The following is a 23968-nucleotide window of genomic DNA, read 5'->3' on the forward strand; positions in this document are numbered from 1 at the left end:
TACCGACGTTGACTCACCGACGCGCCGCTACACATGCGGCGCGCATCACAACTAAGCCAATCCACGGATGGAGATGAGAGACATGCAGGACCAGTACATCCTCGCGCTTGACCAGGGCACCACGAGTTCCCGCGCGATGCTGTTCGATCGCCAGGGCAATATCGTATCGATCGCCCAGAAGGAATTCGAACAGATCTACCCGCAACCCGGCTGGGTCGAGCACGACCCTCAGGAAATCTGGTCGACGCAAGCCGGCGTCGCCGCTGAAGCCGTCACGCGCACGGGCCTGAACGGCACGTCGATCGCGGCGATCGGCATCACCAACCAGCGCGAAACGACGATCGTCTGGGATCGCGAGACGGGCCAGCCCGTCTACAACGCGATCGTCTGGCAGGATCGCCGCACGGCCGACTTCTGCGACTCGCTGAAGCAGCAGGGTCTCGAAGCGAAGGTGCGCGCGAAGACCGGCCTGCCGATCGACTCGTACTTCTCGGCGACGAAGATCCGCTGGATCCTCGACAACGTGCCTGGCGCGCGCGACAAGGCGCGCCAGGGCAAGCTCGCGTTCGGCACCGTCGACAGCTGGCTCGTGTGGAACTTCACGAAGCACGAACTGCACGTGACCGACGTGACGAACGCATCGCGCACGATGCTGTTCAACATCCATACGCGCGAGTGGGACAACGAGCTGCTCGAGCTGCTCGACATCCCGCGCAGCATGCTGCCGGAGGTGAAGGCGTCGTCGGAAATCTACGGCTACACGAAGACGACCGTATTCGCGTCGAAGATCCCGCTCGCGGGCATCGCCGGCGACCAGCAGGCCGCCCTCTTCGGCCAGATGTGCACGACGTCGGGCATGGTGAAGAACACCTACGGCACCGGCTGCTTCCTGATGATGAACACCGGCAACAAGCCGATCGAGTCGAAGAACAACCTCGTCACGACGATCGCCTGGCAGGTCGGCGACGACGTGCAGTACGCGCTCGAAGGCAGCATCTTCATCGCGGGCGCGGTCGTGCAGTGGCTGCGCGACGGCATGGGCATCATCAAGAGCGCCGCGGAAATCGAAGCGCTCGCCGCGAGCGTGCCGCACACCGACGGCGTCTATCTCGTACCCGCGTTCGCCGGCCTCGGCGCACCGCACTGGAACGCGCGGGCGCGCGGCTCGGTGTTCGGCGTCACGCGCGGCACGACGTCCGCGCACCTCGCACGCGCGGCGCTCGATGCGATCGCGTACCAGTCGCTCGACGTGCTGGCCGCGATGGAAGCCGACTCGGGCATCAGCATCGGCGAGCTGCGTGTCGATGGCGGCGCGAGCGCGAACAACCTGCTGATGCAGTTCCAGGCCGACCTGCTCGGCGTCGACGCGGTGCGTCCGCAGATCACCGAGACGACCGCGCTCGGCGCGGCGTATCTCGCGGGTCTCGCGATCGGCTACTGGAAGAACCTCGACGAAGTGCGCGACCAGTGGCAGCTCGACCGCCGCTTCTCGCCGTCGATGCCGAAGGAGCAGGTCGAACGCTGCATGTCCGGCTGGCAGCGTGCGGTGCGCGCGGCGAAGGCGTGGGCCGACGACACGCAGTAACCGTCAGCGCTCCATACGAAATACAACAACACCGGCGGACCGCGCAGCGCGCGAGTCCGCCGTGACATTCGAGAGACAACCATGTCACCTTATATTGCAGAATTCATCGGCACAGCGATCCTCGTGCTGCTCGGCAACGGCGCGGTCGCAAACGTGCTGCTTGCAAAGACCAAGGGCAAAGGCGCGGACCTGATCGTGATCGTGATGGGCTGGGCGATGGCCGTCTTCGTCGCCGTCTACGTGACCGCGTCGTTCAGCGGCGCGCACCTGAACCCGATCGTGACGATCAGTCTCGCGCTCGCGGGCAAGTTCGCGTGGTCGAAGGTCGGCGGCTACATCCTCGCGCAGATGCTCGGCGGGATGGCGGGCGCACTGCTCGTGTGGCTCGCCTATCGCCAGCACTTCGCGAAGGAAGCCGATGCCGACCTGAAGCTCGCGGTGTTCTGCACCGCGCCCGCGATCCGCAGCGTCACGCACAACGTGCTGACCGAAGCGATCTGCACGTTCGTGCTGATCCTCGGCGTGCTGTACCTCGCATCGCCGCAAGTCGGCCTCGGCGCACTCGACGCGCTGCCCGTCGGCCTGCTCGTGCTCGGCATCGGCATCTCGCTCGGCGGCCCGACCGGTTATGCGATGAGCCCCGCACGCGACCTGTCGCCGCGCATCATGCACGCGCTGCTGCCGATTCCCGGCAAGCGCGACAGCGACTGGCGCTACGCATGGGTGCCCGTCGTCGGCCCGCTGCTGGGCGGCGCCGCGGCGGCCGGGCTGTATCTGCACCTGCACGCGACGGTCTGATCGCTGTTTCACCGAAACGCGCGGCGTTCATCGCCGCGCGTTTTTCATCTCCCCTCTCCCGCATCGCCGCCGCTTCGCCGGCACCGCCTCCGGCTACTGCTCGCCTTCGGCCGACACCAGCGATTTCAGCTTCACGCCCGCATCCGCGACCGCCGCCGGCGTCACGTCGATCCTCCGCTCGACCAGCATTCTCGCCACGCGCATCTCCTTGACGAATCCCGACGCGCGGCCGAAACCGCTTGCCGCGACCAGCCGCGCATTGCCGTCGAAATGGAAATGGATTTCCGCGTCGTCGCCGAGCACGCGCGCGACCGACCGTTCGCCGAGTGCCGGCTCCCCGGCCACCTGCAACTGCGCGTCGTACTGATCCGACCAGAACCATGGCGTCTCGCGATACGGCTCGTCGGCACCGAGCATATTGCGCGCGGCGACGCGCGCCTGCGTCTCGGCGCCATGCCATGTCTCCTGCCGGACGAGCCGCCCCGACAACGCGCTCGGAAACACCGCGACGTCGCCGGCCGCATGAATGCCGCGCGCCGATGTCTCGAGCCGCGCGTTCACGACGATGCCGCGATCGACCGCGAGGCCTGCTTCGCGCGCCAGCTCGTCGGCCGGTTCGATACCAACGCCGGCCACGATCGTATCGGCGATCAACGTGTCGCCGTCGTCGAGCACGACGGTCAGCGCGCCGCCTGCCGCGCGCTCGATCGCAACGGGTTTCCGGTTCACGCGGATCGCCACGCCCTGCCGTTCGTGCAGTTCCTGCACGCGCGCCGCGATCGGTTCCGGCACCGCGCGCCCGAGCAGGCGCGGTGCCGCGTCGAGCACCGTCACGCGGCAGCCGCGCAGTCGCGCCGACGCCGCGACTTCGAGACCGATGAAACCGCCGCCGATCAGCACGATCCGTGCGCCGGGTACGAGCCGCGGGCCGAGCGCCGCCGCGTCGTCGAGCGTGCGCAGCGCGAACACGCCGTCTAACGCCGCGCCCGGAATCGCGAGACGGCGCGCGCGGCCGCCGGTCGCGAGCAGCAGCGCGTCGTAGCCGAACACCCGCCCCCCGGACACGCGCACTTCGCGTGCATGCGGATCGATGCGCTCGACCGTCGCGACGACCGGCTCGACGCCGTCGGCCGCCCAGGCGGCCGGATCGCGCAACCGGCACTGCGCCGCGCTGCGCTCGCCCGTCAGCACGCCCTTCGACAACGGCGGCCGCTCGTACGGCAAGTGCGCTTCCGCGCCGATCAGCACGATGCGTCCACGCCAGCCGGACTCACGCAGCACTTGCGCCGCGCGGCCGCCCGCATGGCCCGCGCCGACGATCGCCATCACACGGTCGGTCGTCATCGCGTCACACCTCGATCAGGATGCGGCCGCCTTCCACCTTTGCGCGATACGTGCGCAGCTTCTCGCACGCGGGCGCGGACAGCGGCCGGCCGTCGCGCACGTCGAAGCGTCCGTTGTGCTTCGGGCATTCGATCACGTGATCGATCACGAGCCCGTCGGCGAGATGCACGTGCTCGTGCGTGCACAGGCCGTCGCTCGCATAGACGTGACCGTCGATCCGGTAGATCGCGTACGTGCGGCCTGCGTGGTCGAAGCGTGCGACGTCTTCATCGTCGATGTCGTCGAGCGCGCCGGCGTCGATCCATTGCGTCATGATGCGTGTCTCCTTTGTCGGGTGGTTCGATGTCCGTCACGCGCGCGCCGTGTCCGGCACCGGCCGCACGACGTGATGGGACGGATCGCGCGTCTGCCGGACGAGCGCCGGCACGATCTCCGCATACGCGGCGAGCGTGCTGCGGTACGGCGGCGGCATGTCGGCCTTCACGGCCTCGTGCAGCTTCGGCAGCGCGTGGAACGGCACCATCGGGAACATGTGGTGCTCGACGTGATAGTTCATGTTCCAGTACAGGAAGCGGAACACCGGATTCATCATCACGGTCCGGCAGTTGCGCCGGTGATCGAGCACGTTCTCGGGCATGCCCGCGTGCTGCGTGAGGCCGAAATACAGGTACAGCCACGCGCCGTAGAGGCTCGGCAGCCCGATGTAGAGCAGCGGCAGGATCGTGCGCCAGTACAGCGAGGCACCCACCACGAGCGCGTAGACCGCGAGATGGATGCGCGCCTCGCGCGCGACCTTCGGCCATTCTGATTCGGGCACGTAGGTGCGCGCCTCGTCGTCGAGGTGACCGGTGAACGCGACAACGATCATCTTGCGCAGCTCGCCGGCCACATGCTTCAGCGCGACGACGTTCAGCACGAGCGAGAGCCAGTCGGTCGGCTTCGGCGCGGCGATTTCCGGATCGCGCCCGACGACCAGCGTATCGGTGTGATGGCGCGCATGGCTCCAGCGCCATGCCGTCGCGCCGCGAAACACCTGGAACGACGCGACCTGGTACAGCGCGTCGTTCATCCAGCGCGTGCGGAACGCGGTGCCGTGCCCGCATTCGTGCCAGCGCGAGTCGGCCGGGCTGCAGTAGAGCGTGCCGTACACGAAGAATGCGGGAATCGCCCACGCCGAATGCGCGTGCCAAGCGAACCACGCGAGCACGCCGCTGGCCGCGATCGCCGCGTACCAGATCAGCGTGTCGCGGATCGCGCGCGCGTCGCCGCGCTGCATCAGCTGCTTCATCAGCGGCCGCGGCACCGCGCATCGGTACCACGCGGCGTTGACGAGCCCCGCCGCGTGCGCGCGCTCGCCGGCGCCGCCGATCAGTCGGTATTCCTGACGGCGCGCCGCCCTGCGATCGTGCGCCTGGTCGTCCGGATGGGCCACTCGTGTCTCCTGGGTTCGTTGTGCGTGGGAAGCGCGGCAAGCGGCTTCGGCATATCTCCGAAATTAGGCGTCCCGCCGCCCCCGCTCAATCGAAACGTTGACGAAATTTCGCCATCGTTTTAGCGTTCCCGGCAACGCCACGCACCCGATGATGGCGACCACCACGATGGAGACGACCATGGCAGGTGAATCCGGGCCGCGCTGGCGCAAGCGCACCGCGCGCTTCGACGAGATCGCGGCGCTCGCCGGCGTCAGCACGACCACCGTCGACCGTGTGCTGAACGAGCGCGGCAGCGTCTCGGCGCAGGCGCGCGAACGCGTGGTGGCGGCGGCGCGGCAGCTCGGCGTGCCGCGCCAGCTGCCCGACACGCGGCACGGGCTGATCCACGTCGACGTGCTGCTGCCGGACACCGACACGCCGTTCTTCCGGCGGCTGCAACAGGCACTGCAGCGCTCGCTGCAGATGCTCGACCGGCGGGTGGTCGTGCACCGGACGATCCTGCCCGCCGCGGACGACGAGCGGGCCGCCGCGCTGATCGAACGGCCCGCCTACCGGCGCGCGGCGCTGATCGTCACCGCGCGCGACACGGCCCGCGTACGCGACGCGCTGGCCGGCGCGATCGCGCGCGGCGAGACCGTCGTCACGATGGTCACCGACATCGGCGGCATCGCGCGCAGGCACTACGCGGGCATCGACAACTACCGCGCCGGGCGCACCGCCGGCTACTACATCGGCCGCCTGGCGGCGCGCCCCGGCCGCGTGCTGCTGCTTGGCGGACGCATGGGCTACCGCGCGCACGTCGACCGGATGGCCGGCTGCCGCGACCAGCTCGCCGACGCGTTCGCCGCGCTGCGCTGCGACGGCGAGCCGGTCGAGACGCTCGACCAGGACGACCGCTGCTACCGCGCGGTGACGAAGGCGCTGCAGGCGCACGACGACATCGTCGCGATCTACAACAGCGGCGCCGGCTCGGCCGGCATCGAGGCCGCGCTGCGCAAGGCGGGCGCAACCGGGCGCGTGGTCTGGATCGGACACGAGATGCTCGACGAACACCGATCCTTCATCGAAGCCGGCGCGATGGATCTCGCCATCGACCAGGATCCGGACGGCCAGGCGATTTCCGCGCTGCAGCACGTGCTGCATGCGTGCGGGATCGTCGAACAGCCGCCGCCCGGCGATCCGGTCGAATTCCGCGTGTTCTGCCCGGCGAACGTGAGAACCAGCGCCTACCTGCAGGCCTGAATGTCGCCGCGCCGCGCGCCGCCTGCGCGTTGCGAAAAAATCGACCGCCGCATTGGCGATTTTTCGTCAACGTTTGTCATGCAGCCCGCGCGCCGCATCCGTACATTGGGCGGCCATCCCCAGCACAACAACGGACAGGAGACGATGGCTGAACCGATCCTCATCGGCGTGAACCTCGACGGCGTGCTCGAACACGACGGCCTGCCAGTGCCCGCGCCGGCCGAACGCTTCCGGATGATCGCAGGCGCCGGCGTGTTCGATTACGTCGAACAGAACCCGACGCGCGACGAAGACCTGTCGCCGTATTTCGCGCTGGCCGAACGCCACGCGCTGCCGATTCGCGTGATCGGCGGCATCTGGCGCGCGGGCCGCGACGACGCGCACGTCGCCGACATCATCGATGCGGGCGCGCGTTTCGGCAGCACGGTGCTCAACTGCCAGCTGTACGCGCATCACGCGGACGGCCATCCGCTGTCGGACCGCGAAGTCGCCGATTTCTACCTGCGTGCCTATGAACGCGGCGAGCCGGCCGGCTGCCTGCCGAGCCTCGAAGTGCACGTCGACATGTGGAGCGAGGATTTCACGCGCATCGCGCGCGTCGCACGGCATGTCGAGCAGGCCGGTGTGCCGTTCCGGATCACGCTCGATCATTCGCACCTGCTGTTCAAGATCGGCAATCGCGTCGAACTCGATGCATCGGGCATTCGCGAGCAGGTCGACAGCGGCCGCGTCGTGCTCGACCCCGCATCGCCCGCGGCCATTTACGCCGACTGGATCGCGCGCGGCTGGGTCCGTCATGCGCATGCGCGCAGCGTGATTCCGAACAATCCGGACAACCGCTGGATGCGCCGCGCGGACGGCAGGCCCGGGCGCGGCATCCAGTATCCGTTCGTCGCGCCCGCGCCGGGCGCCTATCACGGCGAATGGCGCGCGGCGGCGCTCGATACGTGGAAGGCCGCGCTGCGCCAGTTGCTGCAAGCGCAGGTTCATGCGCGGCCGGCACGCCTCGAGCAGATCAGCTGCGAGTTCATTCCGTTTCCCGACTACGGCGGCGGCGCGCGTTATTCGATCTTCGACAACAACGTCGCGTGCGCGCAATGGCTGCGCGATACGTGGCATGCGCTCGCCGCTTCGCCGGCGAACCTGCCGGCGGGCGACGTCGTGTACGCCGGCCCCCGATTCGAACCCAGCCCCACTCGAGACACGAGGACAGAACGATGACGCAAGCATTCCACTTTTCGCTGAACCGCATGAGCGCGCCGCGCCTGCCGCTCGACCGCTATGTCGCGCTGTGCCGGCGCCTCGGCGTCGACACGATCGAGATCCGCAACGATCTGGACGGCGTCGAGATCGCCGACGGCACGCCGGCCGCCGCCGTGCGCGCGACGGCCGAAGCCGGCGGCGTGACGATCCTGACGATCAACGCGCTGCAGCGCTTCGAGCAATGGAACGTCGAGCGCGCGGACGAAGCGACCGCGCTGGCCGACTACGCAGCGCAATGCGGCGCACGCGCGCTGGTGCTGTGCCCGACCAACAGCCGCGACGACACGCGCGGCGCCGACATGCGCCATGCGGATCTCGTGAAGGCGCTGAAAGCGCTGAAGCCGATCCTCGACGCTCGCGGCCTGCTCGGCTTCATCGAGCCGCTCGGCTTCGAGGAGTGCGCGCTGCGCCGCAAGTCGGACGCGGTGAAAGGCATCTACGATGCGGCGGGCGAACAGGTGTTCCGGCTCGTGCACGACACGTTCCACCATCACCTGTCGGGCGAGGACATCTTCTTCCCGAACCTGACGGGCCTCGTACACATCTCGGGCGTCGAGGAAGACGACCTGCCGGTCGACCGGATGCGCGACGGCCATCGCGTGCTGGTCGGCGGCGCCGACCGGCTCGGCAACCTCCGGCAATTGCGCGAGCTGCTCGCGCGCGGCTACCGTGGTGCGTTCTCGTTCGAGCCGTTCGCGAACGAAATCGCCGAAGCCGACGACATCGAAGACCGGCTGCGGGCGAGCATCGAATACGTGCGCGGCGAACTGGTGGATTGCTGAACATCGCGACGGTGCGCACCGACAGAAAACAACCCACTCAACAGGAGAACGGAATGATCGAATTCGCTTTGTTCGGCGCCGGAAGAATCGGCAAGATCCACGCGGCGAATCTCGCCCGCCATCCGGGCGCGACGCTCCGCTACGTGATCGACCGCCATGCGCCGTCGGCCGAAGCGCTCGCGCACACGCACGGCGCGCAGGTCGCCGACATCGATCGCGCGCTCGGCGATGCGGCCGTGCAGGCGGTCGTGATCGCGTCGAGCACCGACACGCATGCGGACCTGATCGTCGCGGCCGCGAACGCGGGCAAGGCCGTGTTCTGCGAGAAGCCGGTCGACCTGAGCGTCGAGCGCTCGCGCGCATGCGCGGACGTCGTCCGGCGCAACGGCGTGACCTGCATGCTCGGCTTCCAGCGCCGCTTCGACCCGACGTTTGCCGCGCTGAAGGCGCGCGTCGAGCGCGGCGAGATCGGCGCGCCGGAAATGCTGATCGTCACGAGCCGCGACCCGGGCGCGCCGCCCGCCGACTACATCCGCAGCTCGGGCGGCATCTTCAAGGACATGCTGATCCATGACTTCGACGTGTTCCGCTGGATCCTCGGCGACGAAGCGCAGACGCTGCACGCGACGGGCAGCTGCCTGACCGACCCGGCCGTGCTCGATGCCGGCGATATCGATTCGACCGCCGTGACGATCCGCACGCGGCGCGGGCTGCTGTGCCAGATCAACACGTCGCGGCGCGCCGCGTACGGCTACGACCAGCGCTTCGAGCTGCTCGGCAGCAACGGGATGCTGCAGGCCGGCAACGTGCGGCCGACCGAAGTGAGCGCGTGGCTCGCGGGCGGCATCGCGACGGACGTGCCGGAGCCGTTTTTCCTAGAACGCTACCGGCATGCGTACGCGGCCGAGATCGCGCACTTCGTCGACGCGCTGCGCGACGGCACGCCGATCAGGACGACGATCGACGACGGACTCGCCGCGCTCGAACTGGCCGAGGCCGCGATGACGTCGTGGAAAACGGGGCGCGTGATCGAGATGTGACAAAAGCGGTGGCGGCCCGTGCAAGCAGGCCGCCGCCGCACGACGGCCCCGCGGCATGCGGGCGCGATCGGCAGCACACCTGTACGAAATGCGGCGACCGTCCGGCTGCATCGGGCATATTTGCCGAAACGCCGTTCGGCATGCGCGTGAAAGCACGTATCATTGCGAGATGCTCGGCGTCGCCGACACCCGCTTTTTCACCATCATGCTCGATCACCTCATCTGTGACTGCGACGGCGTGCTCGTCGACAGCGAAGTCATCGCCGACCGCGTGCTGCTCGAGACGCTGTCCGCCACGTTCCCGAACCTCGATTTCGAAGCCGCCGCGAAGTCCGCGTTCGGCCAGCAGACGTCGCGCTTCCTCGCCGGACTCGAATCCCGCTTCGGGATCGAAACGCCCGCCAACTTCATCGAGACCATCGAGCACAACATCGAGATCGCGCTGGCGCAATCGCTCGCGCCGATCACCGGCGTGCGCGACGCGCTGCTGCAGGTCAGCCTGCCGGCGGCCGTCGTGTCGAACAGCCGGCTCGTGCGCGTGCGCAACTCGTTGAAGCGCGCCTCGCTCACCGAGATCTTCGGCGACCGCGTGTTCAGTTCCGAGCAGGTGTCGCGGCCGAAGCCCTACCCCGACGTCTACCTGCATGCGGCGCAAACGCTCGGCGTCGCGCCGGAGCGCTGCATCGTCGTCGAGGACAGCGTGTCGGGGCTGAATGCCGCGCGCGCGGCGGGGATGAAGACGATCGCGTTCGTCGGCGCGAGCCACATCCCCGACAACTACGCGGACGCGCTGCGCGCGATGGGCATCACGCGGATCATGCGCAAGATGGACGAACTGCCGTCGCTCGTCGAAGCCGGCATGCGCGGCGAATTCGGCGACGTGCAGTCCTGATCGTCATTCGGGCCGGATCGGCCCGATCCGGCGTGCGCGAGGTCACGCACGCGATGTCACGGGCGCGCGAACGCGCCCGCTTCCCCTACGCTCAGGCCGGTTCGCAGCAGCGCTCGCGCGCGGCAGCCAGCGCCTCGCGGAATTCGACGAGCTCCGCGATCGTCAGCATCGGCAGGCCGTGCCGTTGCGCGAAACGCTCGACATCATCGCCGCGCGTCATCGTGCCGTCCGGATTCATCAGCTCGCACAGCACGCCAGCCGGCTTCAGGCCCGCAAGGATCGACAGGTCGACCGTGCCTTCGGTGTGACCGCGGCGCGCCAGCACGCCACCCGGTTGCGCACGCAACGGAAACACGTGGCCCGGACGCACGATGTCGTGCGGCTTCGCGTTGTCCGCGATCGCCGCGCGGATCGTCGTCACGCGGTCGGCCGCGGATACGCCCGTATGCACGCCTTCGCGTGCCTCGATCGATACGGTGAACGCGGTGCCGTTGCGGCTCTCGTTGGTCTGCACCATCGGCGGCAGCTCGAGCGCGCGCACCGTGTCGTCGGTCAGGCACAGGCACACGATGCCGCTGCACTCGCGGATCAGCAGCGCCATCGTCTCGGGCGTGATGCGCTCGGCGGCGACGATCAGGTCGGCCTCGTTCTCGCGGTCGTGATCATCCTGCAGCACGACCGCGCGGCCCGCGCGCATCGCATCGAGCGCAGCGGCGATGCGCGGCGGCACCGGTTCGGAATCCAGCAAAGGGAGATCGGCAAAGGCGTCGGCGGGTGCCGACGAAACGGACATCAAGGACATGTGAAACGCTCCTCGCAAATACGATTTGGGCGAAAAACGTTTCAGGGCATTGCAAACAGACAGAACGACAACCCGCTTCGCAAGTAGCGCGAAGCGGCCCTGGCGGACATGACTATCTGCACATCTTCTCTCATCCGGACTATGACCGTCGGCTCTGGCATTCGACCAGATCTGCTGACCCCGCGCGGATGCGCGGGCGCTCGCGGGCTCGCCGGCTTACGCCAGCCTACCGCCGGTGGGGAATTTCGCCCCGCCCTGAAGACGCACTGATTGCCGGATGGGGACTGCCCATCACCGGCGGGCCAAGCATACAACAGCTGCGCGCGCGGCGCAGCGAACCACATCGATAACCTTACTGACGACTCCGTCTAACGGCATCGTCCAAACGGCCGACGGCCCGGGTGCGACCCCGCCCGAGGCAGGGACAGCGTCCGTTCCGTGCGGCCCGCGCGGTCAGCCGGCCGCGTGCGCCGCATCGGGCACGAGCCAGCGCGGCGGCACTTCGGGGCTCACCGTCACGCGAAACGCGCGTGCCTCGCTGTCGCCCGGGTTGCGCAGGCTGTACGGCTGGTCGGCATCGAACACGATCGCGTCGCCGGTCGCGAGCAACTGGCGGCGATCATGCACGCTGACTTCGAGCGTGCCTTCGCTGACGACGAGGTTGACGGTCGTGCCGGGCGCGCGGCGGGCACCGGGCTCCGTATGCAGCGGCGCGATCCGCAGTTCGTGGAACTCGGCCGCGGCCGGCTCGCCTTCCGGGTACAGCGCGCGCGCCGAGAAGCGGCCGTTCGAGCTGACCACGCGCGACGCGCGCTCGGCCGCCAGATGCTCGAAACCGTTCACCGCGTGGCGGCGCAGGAACGCGGCGACCGACACCTTCAGCGCCGCGGCGATCTTGCAGAGCACCTTGATCGACGGCACGCTGCGCGCCGACTCGATCTGCGCGAGCATCGCGCGCGACACGCCGGACAACCGCGCGAGCGCATCGAGCGACAGCTGCCGCTCGGCACGCAACCGCGCGAGATTCACGCCGACGACCTGTTCGAGGACATCGAGCGACGCGGATGCCCGCGCGTCGGCGGCATTGCCGGACTCGAAGGAAGACACGTCGCGCACGAGCGCCAGGGATGAAGACATAGCATTGCCTCCGGGCCGCTGCGCGGCCCTGCGTATGGGGTAAGCCGGGATCGGAATCGGGTTGCGCCAGCAATGGCGCGTATCGAGACGCTATCACCCGGCCTGGCACGGGCAAACGAAGTTATCTTCACACCGTTATCAGCATCGCGGAGGAATGCGTTCCTCGCGAACCTTTTCCCGCCGCTATGGCGCCGCTCATTGTGGTGCCGGTGCCGCACCGCGTGCCGGACCGCGCGCATCGAGCCGCATCGCGAACCACGTAACGACGAGTGCCGCGAACGTCACCGCGACGGCGACCCACGGCAGCGCATCGAGCGCGAAGCCATGCTCCAGCGCGAGGCCGCCGAGCCACGCGCCGCCCGCGTTGCCGACGTTGAATGCGCCGATATTCAGCGTCGATGCGAGATGCGGCGCGCTCGCGGCCTTCTCGACCACGCGCGCCTGCAGCGGCGGCACCGTCGCGAACGCGGCGATCCCCCACACGAACACCGTGACGGCGGCCGCGACCGGCAGGTGGCTCGTCTTCGCGAACACGGCCATCACGGCCATCAGCGCGACGAGGATCGCGATCAGCGACGGCATCAGCGCGCGGTCGGCGAGCTTGCCGCCGAGCGTGTTACCGACCGTCAGTCCCGCGCCGAACAGCACGAGGATCAGCGCGACCGCGCGCGGCGAGAAGCCCGACACGGTTTCGAGAATCGGCGCGATGTACGTGAACACGACGAACACGCCGCCGAAACCGAGCACGGTCATCAGCAGCGCGAGCCACACCTGCGGCTCCTTCAGCACGCGCACCTCGTGGCCGAGGCCGACCGGCCCGCTGTCGTGGCGGTTCGGCACCAGCGCGGCGACGCCGCCGAGCGCCAGCACGCCGAGCGCGGCGACGATCCAGAACGACGCGCGCCAGCCGAGCACCTGACCGACGAAGGTGCCGAACGGCACGCCGAGCACGTTCGACAGCGTGAGCCCCGTGAACATCAGCGCGATCGCGCTCGCGCGCTTGTCGACCGGCACGAGCGACGCGGCCACCACCGCGCCGATCCCGAAGAACGACCCGTGCGCGAACGACGTGACGACACGCGCGACCATCAGCATCGCGTAACCGGACGCGGTGGCGCACAGCACGTTGCCGACGATGAAGATCGCCATCAGCAGCTGCAGCGCGGCCTTGCGCGGCATGCGGCTCGTCAGCACCGCGAGGAGCGGCGCGCCGACCGCGACGCCGAGCGCGTAACCGGTGACGAGCAGGCCGGCCGACGGCAGCGACACGGCAAGGTCGTGCGCGACTTCGGGCAGCAGGCCCATGATGATGAATTCGGTGGTGCCGATGGCAAAGGCGCTGATCGCGAGCGCCAGTAACGGAATGGGCATGACGTTCTCCGGAGGGCGGCGGACGCGGCGCCCGGTCGGTGCCGCACCGCACAAAATGCGGGATGTGCGCGCATTGTCCCGAAGACGCCTATATTTGATAATTGGCGTGGCGTTTGAACCATTTTCAAATAATTTTGGAAAATCGAATGGATCGACTGGGCGATATCCGGCTGTTCGTCGAAGCGGCGGAACTGGGCAGCCTGTCCGCGGCTGGGCGCAAGCTGAATCTGACGCCGGCCGCCGCGAGCGCGCGCCTCGCGAAGCTCGAGGCGAAGACCGCCACGCGGCTCTTTGAGCGCTCGACGCGGCAGTTGCGGCTCACCGACGAGGGCCGGCTGTACCTGAACTGCTGCCGGCAGGCGCTGCAGGCGCTCGACGACGCGGACGCGATGCTGCAGGAAGGCCGCAACGTCGTCAGCGGCAAGGTGCGGCTGTCGTCGACGTCCGATTTCGGCCGCAACCAGTTGCTCGACTGGCTCGACGAATTCACGACGCGCCATCCCGACGTCACGTTCTCGCTGACGGCGTCCGATTCGTCGTCGAACCTGTGGCAGGACGAGATCGACCTCGCAATCCGCTTCGCCGCGCCGCCCGACGGCGCGCTGATCGCCCGCCGGCTCGCGACCAACCGGCGCGTGCTGTGCGCGGCGCCGTCGTTCGTCGAGCGCCACGGCATGCCGGCCGATCCGCACGATCTGGCCCGCTTTCCGTGCAACGTGATCACGATCGCGTCCGGGCCGATGAACACCTGGCACTTCACGCGCGGCGACGAGGTGCAGATCCACACGGTACCGGTGTCGACCGCATTCGAAACCAACGACGGCGGCCTCACGCGCGAATGGACGCTGCGCGGCCACGGCATCGCGCTGAAATCGCTGTGGGACATCGCCGACGACGTTCGCGCCGGCCGGCTGCGCGTGCTGCTGCCCGACTGGCGACACCAGGACGCGCCGCTGCACGCGATCTATCACAGCAAGCGCTACATGGCGCCGCGCGTGCGCGTGCTGCTCGACTTTCTTGCCGAACGCTTCGCGCGCGAGGAAGCCGCGCTCGACGACCTGCTGAACGCGTGCCGCTGACGGCCGGCGCGCCGCCGCCCAGGGGTCGGAACCTGACGTTCGGCGTCGCGCGCCCGCAACCGGCCGCCCGTCCGGGGCGGCGTGAAAAGCTATAATGGAAAGCTTTCCCGACGGCTTTCCATGCTTGATGCGCGCCACCTGCGTGCCGCGCGCGGCCGTCCCGATTCACCCTTGACGACGCCCCCAGGTCAACCACTGCGAACGGCGAACCCCCATGACCAAGAAAGTTTACGTAAAGACCTTCGGCTGCCAGATGAACGAGTACGACTCGGACAAGATGGTGGACGTACTCAATGCGGCCGAAGGCCTCGAAAAGACCGACACGCCGGAAGACGCGGACATCATCCTGTTCAACACGTGCTCGGTGCGTGAAAAGGCGCAGGAGAAGGTGTTCTCCGATCTCGGCCGCGTGCGCGAGCTGAAGGAAGCGAAGCCCGGCCTGCTGATCGGCGTCGGCGGCTGCGTCGCGAGCCAGGAAGGCGCCTCGATCGTGTCGCGCGCGCCGTACGTCGACCTCGTGTTCGGCCCGCAGACGCTGCACCGCCTGCCGCAGATGATCGACGCGCGCCGCGAGAGCGGCCGCGCGCAGGTCGACATCTCGTTCCCCGAGATCGAGAAGTTCGACCACCTGCCGCCCGCGCGCGTCGAGGGGCCGAGCGCGTTCGTGTCGATCATGGAAGGCTGCTCGAAGTACTGCAGCTACTGCGTGGTGCCGTACACGCGCGGCGACGAGGTATCGCGCCCGCTCGACGACGTGCTGACCGAAGTGGCCGGCCTCGCCGACCAGGGCGTGCGCGAAGTCACGCTGCTCGGCCAGAACGTGAACGCCTATCGCGGCGCGCTGACGGCCGGTGCGGCCGAGATCGCCGATTTCGCGACGCTGATCGAATACGTCGCCGACATCCCCGGCATCGAGCGGATCCGCTATACGACGTCGCACCCGAAGGAATTCACGCAGCGCCTGATCGACACCTACGCGAAGGTGCCGAAGCTCGTGAGCCACCTGCACCTGCCGGTCCAGCACGGCTCCGACCGCATCCTGATGGCGATGAAGCGCGGCTACACGGTGCTCGAATACAAGTCGGTGATCCGCAAGCTGCGCGCGATCCGCCCCGACCTGTCGCTGTCGACCGACATGATCGTCGGTTTCCCCGGCGAGACCGAGGACGATTTCGACAAGATGATGGCGCTCGTGCACGAGATGAGCTACGACACCAGCTTCTCGTTCATCTACAGCCCGCGCCCCGGCACGCCGGCCGCGAACCTGCACGACGACACGCCGCGCGAAGTGAAGCTCAAACGCCTGCAACATCTGCAGGCGACCATCGAGGAGAACGTCGCGCGCATCAGCCAGTCGATGGTCGGAAAGGTCGAGCGGATCCTCGTCGAGGGCCCGTCGCGCAAGGACCCGAACGAACTCGCGGGCCGTACCGAGAACAACCGGGTCGTGAATTTCCCGGCGCCGCTCGCATCGCACCCGCGCCTGATCGGCCAGATGATCGACGTGAAGATCAACCATGCGTACCCGCACTCGCTGCGCGGCGAGCTCGTGCTCGTCAGCGACGACGCGAGCGCGGCCACCCACTGACTGACGCATCACCGGAGCCCGACGCCACTTTGAAGACCGTCCAACCCCTGGAATTCATCGCGCCGCGCGACGACAACGCGCGCCTCGCCAATCTCTGCGGCCCGCTCGACGAAAACCTGCGGCAGATCGAACAGGCGCTCGACGTGACGCTGTCGCGACGCGGCCACCGGATCACGATCCGCGGGCGCGGCGCCAAGCTCGCGCTCGCGGCACTCGACAACTTCTACAACCGCGCGCGCGATCCGCTGTCGGTCGACGACATCCAGCTCGCGCTGGTCGAAGTGCGCCACACCGCCGGCAACGGCCGCGAGACCACGCTCGACGTGCGCTTCCGCGGCGACCCCGATCATCCGTTCGACGAGCCGGTCGTGCAGCTCGACGACGAGGCGCTCGAAGAGCAGGGGCCGAAGCTCTACACGCGACGCGCCGACCTGCGCGGCCGCACGCCCGCGCAGCGCGAATACCTGAAGCAGATCCTGTCGCACGACGTGACGCTCGGCATCGGGCCGGCCGGCACCGGCAAGACCTACCTCGCGGTCGCTTGCGCGGTCGACGCGCTCGAGCGCGACCAGGTCAAGCGGATCGTGCTGACGCGCCCGGCCGTCGAGGCCGGCGAACGGCTCGGCTTCCTGCCGGGCGACCTCGCGCAGAAGGTCGACCCGTACCTGCGGCCGCTGTACGACGCGCTGTACGACCTGCTCGGCTTCGACAAGACGGCGAAGATGTTCGAGCGCCAGATGATCGAGATCGCGCCGCTCGCGTACATGCGCGGCCGCACGCTGAACCACGCGTTCATCATCCTCGACGAAGCGCAGAACACCACGCCCGAGCAGATGAAGATGTTCCTCACGCGGATCGGCTTCGGCTCGAAGGCGGTCGTGACCGGCGACACGAGCCAGGTCGACCTGCCGCGCGGCCACAAGAGCGGCCTCGTCGAGGCACAGCAGGTGCTCAGCGGCGTGCGCGGCATCGCGCTCACGCGCTTCACGAGCGCGGACGTCGTGCGCCATCCGCTCGTCGCGCGCATCGTCGAGGCGTACGACGAGTTCCACGCGCAGCACCAGGACGGCTGACCGGCCGGCGGCGCCCGCGCGCTGCCCCCGGCGTCCCGGCCCGGCCCGCCAGACGGCGCGCCGGGCTTTTTTTCGCCCGCGCGAATTCGGGTGCGATCGGCCGTTTGGTGTATCCTCAACGCGTCCCAATCGCCGCACGCGTCATGAAATCCTCCCGTTCTCGCAAGTCCGGGCGCGCCCAGTCCGCCGCGCCCGAATCTCCCCGCCTTTCGCTGTTCGATGCGAAGGGCAAGGCCCGGACCGTCAACGCGCAAGGGCTGCGGATCGACTTCCCGGACGGTCGCAGCCTGATGTTCGACCTGTCGGGCAGCTCGGGCGACGCGGCCGTCGCGATCGTCGCTCAGCACAACGATCCGGCGATGCGCGCGAAACTCGCGCTGCAACCCGAACACTACGACAGCGTGACGCTGCACGTGGGTGCCGAACCCGCGCCGCGCGAAGACGAAACCGACGACGAACTGCTCGAGCTGGAACTCGACCTGTCCGTGCAGTATGGCGACGAGATCACGAGCGACGTGCGCAAGACGCTGCCCAAGCGCAAGCTGATCGCCGAATGGATCGAGCCGGCGCTGTTCGCCAGCGCGCAGCTCACCGTGCGCTTCGTCGGCGAAGTGGAAGGCCGCACGCTGAACGACGGCTACCGCCACAAGGACTACCCGACCAACGTGCTGACCTTCGCGTACGACGCGGCGCCCGACGGCACCGTGATCGGCGACCTCGTGCTGTGCTGCCCGGTCGTCGAGAAGGAAGCGCACGACCAGGGCAAGCCGCTCGCGGCCCACTACGCGCACCTGCTGGTGCACGGCGCGCTGCACGCGCAGGGCTACGACCACGAGACGAGCGACGAGGACGCGGCCGAAATGGAAGCGCTCGAAGTCGACATCCTCGCGAAGCTGGGCTTCCCGAATCCGTATCAGTAAGTCAGTCGCCCGATGCGCAACGCCGCGATGCTCCCGCCTGCCTACCCGCCGTCGATCGGTGAAGGGCGGCTGCTGACGGAAGACGAGCTCGCGGCATCGCTCGCGCACACGATGCGCGACTGGGACGGCCGGCAAGATCTCTGGCTGTTCGGTTATGGCTCGCTGATCTGGAACCCGGGCTTGCCGACCATTGCCGCCGTGCGCGGCAAGGTGCACGGCTACCATCGCGGGCTCTATCTGTGGTCGCGCGTGAACCGCGGCACGCCCGAACGTCCGGGCCTCGTGCTTGCGCTCGATCGCGGCGGCTCGTGCTCGGGCATTGCGTTCCGGCTCGCGGGCCCGACCGCGCAGCCGCACCTCGAGACGCTGTGGAAGCGCGAAATGCCGATGGGGTCGTATCGGCCCGCGTGGCTGCCGTGCTCGCTCGAGAACGGCGAACGCGTGAACGCGCTCGCGTTCGTGATGCGCCGCGATGCGCCGACCTATACGGGCAAGCTGTCCGATCCCATCGTGAAGGAAGTCTTCAGCTGCGCGGCCGGCCGCTACGGCACGACGCTCGACTACGTGAGCCGCACGGTCGACGCGCTGCGCGCGAGCGGCATCCCCGATCGTGCGCTGGAAGGGCTGCTCGCGCGATGCCGGTGACCCCTCGCGCCGCCCGGCTTGCCGCCCCCCGATGCCGCACTCCCCGCTGATTCGAACGAGGCCCCTGCCGATGAAACCGTCACCTTGGTCGCGCTGCAAGATCGCCGCGCTGCTCGTCGCCGCGAGCGTCGCGCTGTCCGGCTGCGGAATATTCGGCTGCGGCGGCGCCGCGAGCAACGGCGGAGCCGCCGGCGGCTGCTCGGCCGGCATGCGGTTCTGAGCCGCACGCCGAACGCGATCGCATGCGGCAGAATGCCGCCGGCACCGCTCGGCCGGCCGGGCGCCCTTGCGCGTCATACCGGCCCGCTCTTCCCTCACCCGTTTTTTGCCGCTGCTGCGCCGCCGGCCTTTTCTGAGATAGGATGGACACAAGGACGATGTCGCGCCCGGCGCGGCCGTCCGCGAGCGGGGCCCGCGCGAGCTGCCCACCCTGGCCGTGCGGCCGGTGTGACACGGTCGCGTCGCGCCCTTGGTGTATCCTTGCCTACTCCGTGACAGCGCGCCCCGGCATGACCCGGGCGCACCACCATGAACGATTCGTATCCCAGTCGTAAGCCAACCGACAAACCGCAAGAAAAGCGCTCATTGCTCGAGCGCCTGACCGACTTCATCTCGCCCGAGCCCGAATCCCGCGGCGAGCTGCTGGAAATCCTCCAGGACGCCCACGAACGCAACCTGATCGACGCCGATTCGCTGTCGATGATCGAGGGCGTGTTCCAGGTATCCGATCTGTGCGCCCGCGACATCATGGTGCCGCGCGCACAGATGGACGCGATCAACATCGCGGACAAGCCCGAGGATTTCATCCCGTTCGTCCTCGAGAAGGCGCACTCGCGCTACCCCGTGTACGAAGAGAACCGCGACAACGTCATCGGCGTGCTGCTCGCGAAGGATCTGCTGCGCTTCTATGCCGAAGAAGAATTCGACGTGCGCGGGATGCTGCGCCCGGCCGTGTTCATTCCGGAATCGAAGCGCCTGAACGTGCTGCTGCACGACTTCCGCGTGAACCGCAACCACCTGGCGATCGTTGTCGACGAATACGGCGGCGTCGCGGGGCTGATCACGATCGAGGACGTGCTCGAACAGATCGTCGGCGACATCGAGGACGAATACGACTTCGACGAGGAAGCCGGCAACATCATCTCGGGGCCGGACGGCCGCTACCGCGTGCGCGCGCTCACCGAGATCGAACAGTTCAACGACGTGTTCGGCACCGATTTCCCCGACGACGAGGTCGATACGATCGGCGGCCTGATCACCCATCATTTCGGACGCGTTCCGCACCGCGGCGAAAAACTGCAGCTCGGCAACCTCGTGTTCGAGATCCAGCGCGGCGATGCGCGCCAGGTTCATGTACTGCTGGTGCGCCGCAACCCGCTCACCAGCCGTCGCGCCGAAACCTCGCACGAGGACTGAGCGTCCCGCGCCAGCCGCGTTTCCTTCAACCGCTCGCCCACTTCCGCTTCACATGGACGATCCGATCCCGTCCCGCCCGGCTGGCGGCCTTCTCGCGCCGGCGCCCGGCCGCGCGCTGCCGCGCTGGCACTACCCGGCCGCGCTGCTCGTCGGCGCGGCCAATACGCTCAGCTTCGCACCGACGCCGCACGGCGGCTGGCTGCAACTCGTCGTATTCGTCTGGTTTTTCGCGCAACTGACGCGCACGTCGAGCTGGCGCGGCGCCGCGCTCACGGGCGGCGCGTTCGGCTTCGGCAACTTCATCAGCGGCATCTGGTGGCTCTACATCAGCATGCACGTGTACGGCGAGATGGCCGCGCCGCTCGCGGGCGGCGCGCTCGTGCTGTTCTCGCTGTACCTGTCGCTGTACCCGGCGTTCTCGGCCGGGCTGTGGTCATTCTGCGCGGGCCATGCGTGGCATCGCCGCGACCCCGACCCGCGGCCGTTCTCGCCGACCTGGCACGGCGCATTCGCGTTCGCGAGCGCGTGGGCTTTCAGTGAATGGCTGCGCGGCACGCTGTTCACCGGCTTTCCGTGGCTCGCGAGCGGCTACCCGCAGGTCGACGGCCCGTTCGCGGGCTTCGCGCCGATCGTCGGCGTGTACGGGATCGCGTGGGTGCTCGCGCTGTTCGCCGCGCTGGTCGTGCAGGCGCTCGCCGCCGCGCGCCCGTCGGACGCGCATGAAAGCGGCGCCGGCGGCAACGCGCGCGTGCGCATTGCCGCGCCGGCCGGCATCGCCGTCGCGCTCGTCGCGGCCGGCCTCGGGCTGTCGCAGGTCACGTGGACCGTGCCCGCGAACGCGCCGCTCACCGTGCGGCTGCTGCAGGGCAACGTGAAGCAGGACATCAAGTTCGAGGAAGCGGGCATCGACGCGGCGATCAAGATGTACCAGCAGATGATCATCGAGAAGCCGGCCGACCTGATCGTCACGCCCGAGACCGCGATCGCGGTGATGATCCAGGAGCTGCCCGAGCCGTTCGCCGTCGCGATCCGCAAGTTCAGCGACACGACGGGCTCGGCCGTGCTGTTCGGCGCGGTCGGCGCGTCGGTGACCGAGGACGGTCGTTACGTCGACTATACGAACAGCCTGTACGGCGTGACGCCGAACTCGCGCGACATCTATCACTACGACAAGCACCACCTCGTGCCCTTCGGCGAATTCATCCCGTGGGGCTTCCGGTGGTTCGTCGACCTGATGAAGATGCCGCTCGGCGATTTCGCGCGCGGCGCGCCCGTGCAGAAGCCGTTCCTGGTGCACAACCAGCCCGTGATGGCCGACATCTGCTATGAGGACTTGTTCGGCGAGGAAATCGCCGCGACGATCCGCGACAATCCGCAGCCGCCGGGCGTGCTCGTCAACGTGACGAACCTCGCGTGGTTCGGCGACACGATCGCACTCGACCAGCACCTGCAGATCGCGCGGATGCGTTCGCTCGAGACGGGCCGGCCGATGCTGCGCTCGACCAACACGGGGATGACGGCCGCGATCGACGCGCACGGCCGTGTGCTCGGTCAGCTGAAGCCGTTCACGATCGGCTCGCTCGACGTGCGGATCGAAGGCACCAGCGGCTTCACACCCTACGTGACGAGCGGCAACAACATCGTGCTCGCGGTGTCGTTCGTGCTGCTCGCGTTCGGCTTCACGTTCGGGCCCGGGCTGCGCCGGCGCAACGGCCGCAAGAACGGCGACGACCAGCAGGCCTGACGCAGCGGGCGGTCGCCGCGCACTGCGTGGAGGCCGCCGCTGCGCGGAGCGCCCCGTGACCGCGAACCGGTCGGCCGCTCAGGCCTGCCGCGCCGGCTGCGCGGCCAGGCTCCGCAGGTCGCCGCTCACGTCCTCCATCACCGGTTCCCACGCGCCGAACGTCCGTTGCCGGTACAGCGTCGCGGTCGGATACCACGGGCTGTCGCGGCGCTCGAGCAGCCACGGCCAGTGCGGATTCACGTCGAGCAGCACCCAGGTGCGCGCGCCGAGCGCGCCCGACAGGTGCGCAACCGACGTACACACGGTAATCACCAGATCCAGCGCGCCGATGAATGCGGCCGTATCGTCGAAGCTCGTCAGTTCCGCCGTCCAGTCCTCGATCGCGAAGCCGGCCGCGCGCGCCGCCGCGACATCCGCGTGCGCGCCTGGCTGCAGCGAATGAAACGCGACGCCGTCGATCCCGCGGAACGCATCGGCATAACGCTCGAGCCCGACGCGCCGGAACGGATTGCGCTGGTGGCCCGCACTGCCGGTCCACACGAGCCCGACCTTCAGCCGGCCGTCGCCCGCGAGCCGCGCGCGCCACGCATCGCTTGCGCGCGGATCGGCCCGCAGGTACGGCACCGACGATCCGAGCGTTTCGTTCTCCATGCCGAGCATCAGCGGCAGGCCGATCAGCGGCACTTCGTAATCGAATGCGGGCAGCACGTCAACGCCGCCGCCCGCGCCGAACGCGTCCGCATGCGCGCCGAGGCTGCGCTGCATCAGCGTGCCGACCTGCGGGAACGTATTCCACACGAGCCGGCCGCCCTCGCGATGCACGCGCTCGGCGAGCGGCGCGACGAAGCGGCTGAACTGCAGCACGTCGCCGAGCCCCTGTTCGCCCCACACGAGCAGCGTCTTGCCCGCGAGCGGCTCGCCCTGCCAGCGCGGGCCCGGCAGCACCGGCCGGCGGCCGCGCAGCTCGCCCGCGCCGTCCCAGCGCGCCTCGTGGCCGTGCCAGCCGGCCGCGTAATTGCCGCGCACGAGCTGGATGATCGCGAGATTGAAACGGAACGACGCATCGTCGGGCGCCAGCTCGCACGCGCGCACCGCATAACGCTCGGCATCGTCCCAGCGCTGCGCCTCCTTCATCGCCATCGCGACGTTGTTCATCGCGAGCCCGTTGTCGGGCGCGAGGTCCGCGAGCCGCGCGGCGCACGCGAGCGCGCCGTCCAGGTCGTGCGTGGCGATCCGCGCGACGACGAGGTTGATCCACGCCTGCACGTCGCGCGGATCGGCAATCACGGCCGCGTCGAGCAGTGCGATCTCCTCCGCGCGGTCGCCGCCCGACAGCCGCAGCGCGATCGCGAGGTTGTTGCGCAGCGACGGCCAGCCGGCATCGACCGCCAGCGCGGCGCGGTACGGCGCGATGGCGTCCGCGTGGCGGCCGGCCATCTGCAGCGCGTAGCCGTGATTGAAGTGCGTGGCCGCGCCCGGCCGCACGCGCGCCGCGCATTCGGCGAGCGCGAGCGCGTCGGCCACGCGCTGCCGCGCGACGAGCGCCACCGTGAGCTGCGCGAGCGCATCGGCGTCGACCGCATGCAGATGGGCGGCGGCGGCGAGCCACAGATCGTGCGCGGCGCGTTCGCCGCGCGCCTGCGCATCGGCGGCCTGCCCGAGCAACGCGAGGAATGGCGGCAGCAGCGGAATGAGGATGTCGGTCGAATCGTCCATGCAATCGGGATCGGCAAGCGGTGGCGCGGCACGCGCCGCGCGCCGCAATATGCGCATCTTAACGCCCGCGCGAAGCGGCGCGGAACGTGCGGCCCGAA

Annotated in this window: 22 protein-coding genes and 1 riboswitch; of the genes, 15 read left to right on the top strand and 7 right to left on the bottom strand. The window is 68.8% G+C overall.

Features of this window, described 5'->3' with window-relative positions:
- Nucleotides 1-82: 82 nt before the first annotated feature.
- Both glpK and H3H55_RS14565 read left to right on the top strand, forming a co-directional pair.
- Nucleotides 83-1585, top strand: coding sequence for a glycerol kinase GlpK (gene glpK, locus H3H55_RS14560; protein WP_048242694.1), 1503 nt, complete (start codon nt 83-85; stop codon nt 1583-1585).
- Between the two features lie 81 nt (nt 1586-1666).
- Complete coding sequence (locus H3H55_RS14565) at nt 1667-2383, top strand: MIP/aquaporin family protein (RefSeq protein ID WP_048242695.1); 717 nt, start codon at nt 1667-1669, stop codon at nt 2381-2383.
- A 93-nt stretch (nt 2384-2476) separates the two neighbouring features.
- Here H3H55_RS14565 and H3H55_RS14570 read toward each other — a convergent pair whose 3' ends face one another.
- From H3H55_RS14570 to H3H55_RS14580, 3 genes are read right to left on the bottom strand one after another with little or no spacing between them, the layout of a single operon-like run.
- Nucleotides 2477-3727, bottom strand: a complete 1251-nt coding sequence (locus H3H55_RS14570) for an NAD(P)/FAD-dependent oxidoreductase (RefSeq protein WP_193099003.1) — start codon at nt 3725-3727, stop codon at nt 2477-2479.
- Between the two features lie 4 nt (nt 3728-3731).
- Nucleotides 3732-4040, bottom strand: a complete 309-nt coding sequence (locus tag H3H55_RS14575; RefSeq protein ID WP_193099005.1) for a non-heme iron oxygenase ferredoxin subunit — start codon at nt 4038-4040, stop codon at nt 3732-3734.
- A 36-nt stretch (nt 4041-4076) separates the two neighbouring features.
- Nucleotides 4077-5159 carry a fatty acid desaturase family protein gene (locus H3H55_RS14580; RefSeq protein WP_193099006.1) on the bottom strand — a complete coding sequence of 361 codons (1083 nt, stop codon included), beginning with the start codon at nt 5157-5159 and terminating at the stop codon, nt 4077-4079.
- A gap of 178 nt (nt 5160-5337) precedes the next feature.
- Between H3H55_RS14580 and H3H55_RS14585 the strand changes: the two genes are divergently transcribed.
- The 5 genes from H3H55_RS14585 (at nt 5338) to H3H55_RS14605 (ending at nt 10379) form a co-directional block, all read left to right on the top strand.
- A complete protein-coding gene (locus tag H3H55_RS14585; protein WP_193099008.1) occupies nt 5338-6402 on the top strand; it encodes a LacI family DNA-binding transcriptional regulator in 1065 nt (354 codons plus the stop codon).
- A 144-nt stretch (nt 6403-6546) separates the two neighbouring features.
- On the top strand, nt 6547-7623 hold the full coding sequence (locus tag H3H55_RS14590) for a xylose isomerase (protein ID WP_226800049.1): 1077 nt from the start codon (nt 6547-6549) through the stop codon (nt 7621-7623).
- Entirely contained in the window at nt 7620-8447 is an 828-nt protein-coding gene (locus tag H3H55_RS14595) for a TIM barrel protein (protein WP_193099010.1), read from the top strand. The genes H3H55_RS14590 and H3H55_RS14595 overlap by 4 nt, the downstream gene beginning before the upstream one ends.
- Before the next feature lie 53 nt (nt 8448-8500).
- A complete protein-coding gene (gene iolG, locus H3H55_RS14600) occupies nt 8501-9487 on the top strand; it encodes an inositol 2-dehydrogenase (protein WP_193099012.1) in 987 nt (328 codons plus the stop codon).
- Between the two features lie 205 nt (nt 9488-9692).
- On the top strand, nt 9693-10379 hold the full coding sequence (locus tag H3H55_RS14605) for an HAD family hydrolase (protein WP_193099014.1): 687 nt from the start codon (nt 9693-9695) through the stop codon (nt 10377-10379).
- Between the two features lie 91 nt (nt 10380-10470).
- On the opposite strand, the gene ribB is transcribed toward H3H55_RS14605, so the two are convergent.
- The 3 genes from ribB to H3H55_RS14620 form a co-directional block, all read right to left on the bottom strand.
- The gene (gene ribB / locus H3H55_RS14610) at nt 10471-11181 is read right to left on the bottom strand and encodes a 3,4-dihydroxy-2-butanone-4-phosphate synthase (protein ID WP_129512913.1); all 711 of its coding nucleotides are present in this window, start codon (nt 11179-11181) and stop codon (nt 10471-10473) included.
- Nucleotides 11182-11299: 118 nt separating this feature from the next.
- A riboswitch (FMN riboswitch) is annotated at nt 11300-11448 on the bottom strand.
- 186 nt (nt 11449-11634) lie between these two features.
- A complete protein-coding gene (locus tag H3H55_RS14615) occupies nt 11635-12318 on the bottom strand; it encodes a helix-turn-helix domain-containing protein (protein ID WP_048242705.1) in 684 nt (227 codons plus the stop codon).
- Between the two features lie 195 nt (nt 12319-12513).
- A complete protein-coding gene (locus H3H55_RS14620) occupies nt 12514-13689 on the bottom strand; it encodes an MFS transporter (RefSeq protein ID WP_193099016.1) in 1176 nt (391 codons plus the stop codon).
- A 146-nt stretch (nt 13690-13835) separates the two neighbouring features.
- Between H3H55_RS14620 and H3H55_RS14625 the strand changes: the two genes are divergently transcribed.
- From H3H55_RS14625 to lnt, 8 genes are all read left to right on the top strand, one after another.
- Nucleotides 13836-14768 (top strand): LysR family transcriptional regulator, encoded by a 933-nt coding sequence (locus H3H55_RS14625; protein WP_129512915.1) that lies wholly within the window; start codon nt 13836-13838, stop codon nt 14766-14768.
- A gap of 214 nt (nt 14769-14982) precedes the next feature.
- A complete protein-coding gene (miaB, locus tag H3H55_RS14630; RefSeq protein WP_193099018.1) occupies nt 14983-16356 on the top strand; it encodes a tRNA (N6-isopentenyl adenosine(37)-C2)-methylthiotransferase MiaB in 1374 nt (457 codons plus the stop codon).
- A gap of 29 nt (nt 16357-16385) precedes the next feature.
- The gene (locus H3H55_RS14635; RefSeq protein ID WP_193099019.1) at nt 16386-17429 is read left to right on the top strand and encodes a PhoH family protein; all 1044 of its coding nucleotides are present in this window, start codon (nt 16386-16388) and stop codon (nt 17427-17429) included.
- Nucleotides 17430-17572: 143 nt separating this feature from the next.
- Nucleotides 17573-18349 carry an rRNA maturation RNase YbeY gene (gene ybeY, locus H3H55_RS14640; protein WP_129512918.1) on the top strand — a complete coding sequence of 259 codons (777 nt, stop codon included), beginning with the start codon at nt 17573-17575 and terminating at the stop codon, nt 18347-18349.
- Between the two features lie 12 nt (nt 18350-18361).
- A complete protein-coding gene (locus H3H55_RS14645) occupies nt 18362-18994 on the top strand; it encodes a gamma-glutamylcyclotransferase (RefSeq protein WP_193099020.1) in 633 nt (210 codons plus the stop codon).
- 70 nt (nt 18995-19064) lie between these two features.
- Entirely contained in the window at nt 19065-19214 is a 150-nt protein-coding gene (locus H3H55_RS14650; RefSeq protein WP_164991970.1) for a hypothetical protein, read from the top strand.
- A 308-nt stretch (nt 19215-19522) separates the two neighbouring features.
- Nucleotides 19523-20410: an HlyC/CorC family transporter gene (locus H3H55_RS14655; RefSeq protein ID WP_048242713.1), complete on the top strand. Its 888-nt coding sequence runs from the start codon at nt 19523-19525 to the stop codon at nt 20408-20410.
- Between the two features lie 52 nt (nt 20411-20462).
- A complete protein-coding gene (gene lnt, locus H3H55_RS14660; protein WP_193099022.1) occupies nt 20463-22154 on the top strand; it encodes an apolipoprotein N-acyltransferase in 1692 nt (563 codons plus the stop codon).
- 78 nt (nt 22155-22232) lie between these two features.
- Here the strand turns inward: lnt and H3H55_RS14665 are convergent, their stop codons facing one another.
- Nucleotides 22233-23870 (bottom strand): hypothetical protein, encoded by a 1638-nt coding sequence (locus H3H55_RS14665; protein WP_193099024.1) that lies wholly within the window; start codon nt 23868-23870, stop codon nt 22233-22235.
- Nucleotides 23871-23968: the final 98 nt, after the last annotated feature.

Origin of the sequence: Burkholderia sp. Z1 (genome assembly GCF_014893795.1) — a bacterium.
GTDB lineage: Bacteria > Pseudomonadota > Gammaproteobacteria > Burkholderiales > Burkholderiaceae > Burkholderia > Burkholderia theae.